At 62.8% G+C, this 4,413-nt stretch carries 4 protein-coding genes; all 4 read left to right on the forward strand.

What is annotated here, in order from left to right; translation table 11 throughout:
* The first annotated feature begins 24 nt into the window (after positions 1-24).
* The 4 genes from AC1DPR_RS31350 to AC1DPR_RS31365 all read left to right on the forward strand — a co-directional run bounded on the left by AC1DPR_RS31350 (position 25) and on the right by AC1DPR_RS31365 (position 4,380).
* Positions 25-1,284, forward strand: coding sequence for an ABC transporter substrate-binding protein (locus tag AC1DPR_RS31350; protein WP_018117077.1), 1,260 nt, complete (start codon positions 25-27; stop codon positions 1,282-1,284).
* A gap of 81 nt (positions 1,285-1,365) precedes the next feature.
* Positions 1,366-2,319 (forward strand): carbohydrate ABC transporter permease, encoded by a 954-nt coding sequence (locus AC1DPR_RS31355; protein WP_113472084.1) that lies wholly within the window; start codon positions 1,366-1,368, stop codon positions 2,317-2,319.
* Positions 2,316-3,260, forward strand: coding sequence for a carbohydrate ABC transporter permease (locus AC1DPR_RS31360; RefSeq protein WP_018117075.1), 945 nt, complete (start codon positions 2,316-2,318; stop codon positions 3,258-3,260). Before AC1DPR_RS31355 ends, AC1DPR_RS31360 begins: the two co-directional genes overlap by 4 nt.
* Before the next feature lie 4 nt (positions 3,261-3,264).
* The gene (locus AC1DPR_RS31365; RefSeq protein WP_025660749.1) at positions 3,265-4,380 is read left to right on the forward strand and encodes an ABC transporter ATP-binding protein; all 1,116 of its coding nucleotides are present in this window, start codon (positions 3,265-3,267) and stop codon (positions 4,378-4,380) included.
* Positions 4,381-4,413 lie beyond the last annotated feature (33 nt).

Below are 4,413 nucleotides of genomic sequence, written 5' to 3' on the forward strand. Positions count from 1 at the left end.
GAACTTGCAAACCGGGAGGAAACGATGCGCAAGTTTTTGATGACGACAGCGTTGGTGACGATGAGTGTTGCGGGCTTGGGTGCTGCCAAGGCTGCGGATGTGAAGGAAGTGCAGATGCTGCACTGGTGGACGTCCGGCGGCGAGGCTGCGGCCTTGAACGTGTTGAAGGAGGATCTGTCGAAGGAGGGGTTTGCCTGGAAGGACGTGCCGGTTGCCGGCGGTGGCGGTGATGCGGCGATGACGGCGCTGAAGGCGATGGTTGCGGCCGGCACCTATCCGACGGCCTCGCAGATGCTCGGCTACACCGTTCTCGACTACGCCCAGGCCGGCGTCATGGGGGACCTGACGGAGACGGCGAAGGCCGAGGGCTGGGACAAGGCGGTTCCGGCGGCGCTGCAGAAGTTCTCCGTCTATGACGGCAAGTGGGTCGCAGCCCCCGTCAACGTCCACTCGGTCAACTGGCTGTGGATCAACAAGGGTGTGATGGACAAGATCGGCGGCACCGAGCCGAAGACCTTCGACGACCTGATCGCGCTGCTCGACAAGGCGAAGGCTGCCGGCGTGACGCCGCTGGCGCTCGGCGGCCAGAACTGGCAGGAAGCGACGATGTTCGACTCGATCGTGCTGTCGACGGGCGGCCCCGAGTTCTACAAGAAGGCGATGAACGACCTCGACGAGGAGTCGCTGAAGTCGGACACGATGAAGAAGTCGTTCGACAACCTGCAGAAGATCGTCCAGTACGTCGACCCGAACTTCTCCGGACGCGACTGGAACCTTGCGACCGCCATGGTCATCAAGGGCGATGCGCTCGTGCAGGTGATGGGTGACTGGGCCAAGGGCGAGTTCGTCGCCGCCAAGAAGACACCGAACACCGACTTCCTGTGCTACCGCTTCCCGGGCACCGACGGCAGCGTGATCTACAACTCGGACATGTTCGGCATGTTCAACGTGCCTGACGACCGCAAGGCAGCACAGGTGGCGCTTGCCAAGGCAACGCTGTCGAAGAGCTTCCAGTCGGCGTTCAACGTCGTCAAGGGCTCGGTTCCGGCCCGTACCGACGTTCCGGATACCGATTTCGACGCCTGCGGCAAGAAGGGTATCGCCGACCTGAAGAAGGCCAATGAAGGCGGCACGCTGTACGGCTCGCTGGCCCAGGGCTATGGCGCGCCTCCGGCGGTTGCCAATGCCTACAAGGACGTCGTCTCGAAGTTCGTGCATGGCCAGATCAAGACCTCCGACCAGGCGGTCGAAGAGCTCGTCAAGGCCATCGACGACGCCAAGTAATCAAGGCCTCCCACGGTCTTCCCCGCCGGTGTCGGCGGGGAAGATTCCGCCACGGACGATCTCGTTGGAGGAGATGACCCCATGAGCACCATCGCTACCGATAAAACCGTTCTCACGCCGCACCGTGGAACGCTCATTTCCATCCGCGCGCGCCTGCAGGACGCGCTGCCGAAGATCGTGCTCGCGCCGAGTTTCGCCATCACGCTTGTGTTCGTCTACGGCTTCATCCTCTGGACGATCTATCTGTCCTTCACCAATTCCAAGACCTTTCCGTCCTACGTGCTGACGGGCCCGCGCGCCTATCAGCGGCTGTGGCGCTGGACGTTCGAAAGCGATCCGCCGTCCAGCTGGTACACCTCGATCACCAACATGGGCATCTTCGGTGTGCTCTATGTCGGCATCTGCCTGGCGCTCGGCCTGTTCCTGGCGATCCTGCTCGACCAGAAGATCCGCGGCGAGGGCATATTGCGGCCGATCTTCCTCTATCCGATGGCGCTCTCCTTCATCGTGACAGGCGTTGCCTGGAAATGGTTCCTCGATCCGGGGCTCGGGCTCGAGCAGACGCTGCATCAGTTCGGCTGGACGAGCTTCCACTTCGACTGGATCAAGAACAAGGACTTCGTGATCTATACTGTCGTGATCGCCGGTGTCTGGCAGGCGTCCGGCTTCGTCATGGCGATGTTCCTTGCCGGCCTTCGCGGCATCGACAGCGAGATCATGAAGGCGGCGCAGATCGACGGGGCGACGACCGTGCAGCTCTATCGCCGCATCATCATCCCGTTGCTCAGACCGATCTTCCTGTCGGCCTTCATCGTGCTCGCCCACATGGCGATCAAGTCTTACGATCTGGTTGTGGCACTGACCTCGGGCGGCCCCGGCGGCTCGGCCTGGCTGCCGTCCAACTTCATGTACGAATACACCTTCAAGCGCAACGAGATGGCCGTCGGCTCGGCGAGCGCGGTGATCATGCTGATGACGATTTCGGCGATCATCGTTCCCTATCTCTATTCGGAACTCAGGGAGAAATCGCGATGAGCGCCGTCACCTCGACCCTGCCGAGTGCGGCCAGCGCCTCGCGCAACAGACTGTTCAGCCGGATCTTCATCTACGGGCTGCTTGTCATCTTCGCGATCATCTACCTGATGCCGCTGTTCGTCATGCTGGTGACCTCGTTCAAGACGATGGACGAGATCCAGAACGGCAACATGCTGGCGCTGCCGCAGTCGCCGACCATCGAGCCCTGGTTCAAGGCCTGGGGGCAGGCCTGCGTCGGGCTGACCTGCGCCGGCATCAAGGGCTACTTCTGGAACTCGATCAAGATGGTCGTTCCGGCCGTGGCGATCTCGACGATCATGGGCGCGCTGAATGGCTACATCCTGACCAAGTGGCGCTTCCCCGGCCACACGCTGGTGTTCGGCCTGATGCTGTTTGCCTGCTTCATCCCGTTCCAGTCGGTGCTCTTGCCGATGGCGACCATCCTTGGCAGCCTCGGCCGCTTCGGGGCGACGCTGCGCGACCAGATCGGCATGTCGCTCGGCTTCGGCAATCCGACCGTCAACCTCGTCACCGTTCACGTCGTCTACGGCCTCGGCTTCACGACGCTGTTCTTTCGCAACTATTACGAGGCCTTTCCGACCGAACTGGTGAAGGCGGCGCAGGTCGACGGTGCCAGCTTCTTCCAGATCTTCCGCCGCATCATGCTGCCGAACTCGCTGCCGATCATCGTCGTCACCGTCATCTACCAGTTCACCAACATCTGGAACGACTTCCTGTTTGCCTCGGCCTATGCCGGCACGGGCGATTCCATGCCGATGACGGTGGCGCTGAACAACGTCGTCAACACCTCCACCGGTGTCGTCGAATACAACGTCAACATGGCGGCGGCGATGATCGCAGCGCTTCCGACCCTCCTCGTCTACATTCTCGCCGGCCGCTACTTCGTGCGTGGCCTGATGGCGGGCGCTGTCAAAGGATAATCCAATGGCTTTCCTCGAAATCTCAGGTCTCAAGAAGCGCTTCGGCTCGCTGGAGATCCTCAAGGGCATCAACCTTGACCTGGAAAAGGGCGGCTTCCTCGTGCTCGTCGGCCCGTCCGGCTGCGGCAAGTCGACCTTGCTCAACACCATTGCCGGCCTGGAATCGATCACCGAGGGCGACATTCGCGTCGATGGCCGCAGCATTGCCGACCTGCATCCGTCGAAGCGCGACATCGCCATGGTGTTCCAGAGCTACGCGCTCTACCCGAACATGACGGTGGCCGGAAACATCGCCTTCGGCATGGAGATGCGCGGCGTGCCGGTCGAGGAGCGCAACAAGGCGATCGACAAGGTTGCCAAGGTGCTGCAGATCGGCCACCTGCTCAATCGCAAGCCGAGCCAGCTGTCGGGCGGCCAGCGCCAGCGCGTCGCCATGGGCCGCGCCCTGGTGCGCGACCCGAAGCTGTTCCTGTTCGACGAACCGCTCTCCAACCTCGACGCCAAGCTGCGCGTCGACATGCGCATCGAGATCAAGCGGCTGCACCAGGCGACCGGCACGACGATCGTCTATGTGACCCACGACCAGATCGAGGCGATGACGCTGGCCACCAAGATCGCCGTCATGCGCGACGGCGAGGTGCAGCAGTTCGGCACGCCGGCCGAGATCTACAACAACCCGGCCAACATGTTCGTCGCCGACTTCATGGGCTCGCCGGCGATGAACCTCCTCGCGGGGACGATCGAGAAGGGGGCGTCCGGCCTGACCGTGTCGCTTTCGCGTCCGCAGGGCGAGCCGATCCGGCTGCCTGTCACGGCGGGCAACGGCGCGCTCGAAGCGCATACCGGCCGCGAGATCGTCTTCGGCATCCGCCCCGAGGCGCTGACCGATCCTGACGGTGCGGACCGCAACGCCAAGGCGCTGGCCGAAAGCGACTGCCTGATCGAGGTGGTGGAACCGGCCGGATCCGACACCTTCGCGGTCACCAAGCTAGGCGGCAAGGAGGTCGTGGCGCGGCTCAGGGCCGACGCCCGCATCCAGGCCGGCCAGCACGCCCGCCTCGCCTTCAACCTCGACAAGGCCGTGTTCTTCGATCCGCAAAGCCAAACCCGAATCGCTTAAACCAGGAGCCAGGATTCCAAACATGAACAGCTC

The organism is Rhizobium sp. 01T417 (assembly GCF_056398905.1).

Excerpts from the sequence above, each read along its gene's own strand:
- AC1DPR_RS31350 (WP_018117077.1), top strand. The coding sequence starts at position 25 with ATGCGCAAGTTTTTGATGACGACAGCGTTGGTGACGATGAGTGTTGCG.
- AC1DPR_RS31355 (WP_113472084.1), top strand. The coding sequence starts at position 1,366 with ATGAGCACCATCGCTACCGATAAAACCGTTCTCACGCCGCACCGTGGA.
- AC1DPR_RS31360 (WP_018117075.1), top strand. The coding sequence starts at position 2,316 with ATGAGCGCCGTCACCTCGACCCTGCCGAGTGCGGCCAGCGCCTCGCGC.
- AC1DPR_RS31365 (WP_025660749.1), top strand. The coding sequence starts at position 3,265 with ATGGCTTTCCTCGAAATCTCAGGTCTCAAGAAGCGCTTCGGCTCGCTG.